At 74.5% G+C, this 502-nt stretch carries 1 protein-coding gene; it reads right to left on the reverse strand.

Annotated features, from left to right (window positions below; all coding sequences use genetic code 11):
- Window positions 1–494 (reverse strand): LLM class flavin-dependent oxidoreductase (locus G3I71_RS46760; RefSeq protein ID WP_239149795.1); only part of this gene is annotated, 494 nt, incomplete at its 3' end.
- Between the last annotated feature and the right edge of the window lie 8 nt (window positions 495–502).

Genomic DNA, 502 nt, shown 5'->3' on the forward strand with positions numbered 1-502 from the left:
ACGCGGCGCAGCGTCTCGGGCGGCTGGTTGACGGTCACCAGCCCGTCGGCCCAGCGCGCGTGGTTCGCGGCCGTCGCCTCGCTGACCGCCGGGCCGATGAGCAGCGGCTTCACGTCGGGCAGCGTCCACAGCTTCGCGCGGTCGACCGTCACGAGACCGTCGTGCGTGACCTCCGCGCCGTCGAGCAGCGCGCGGATCACCTCGACGCACTCGACCAGCCGCGCGTCGCGCACCGGCTTGGGCAGCCAGCCGGTCCCGGTGATGTGCTCGTTCATGTTCTCGCCCGAGCCCAGCGCGACCCAGAACCGCCCCGGGTACATCGCCGCGAGCGTCGCCGCCGCCTGCGCGACGATCGCCGGGTGGTACCGCTGACCCGGCGCGTTGACCACGCCGAACGGCAGCCGCGTCGTCGCGAGCGCCGACCCCAGCCACGTCCACGCGAACCCGGAGTGCCCCTGGTGCGCCGACCACGGCGCCCAGTGGTCGCTGCACATCGCGGCGT

Origin of the sequence: Streptomyces sp. SID12501 (assembly GCF_010550245.1) — a bacterium.
Lineage (GTDB): Bacteria > Actinomycetota > Actinomycetes > Streptomycetales > Streptomycetaceae > Streptomyces.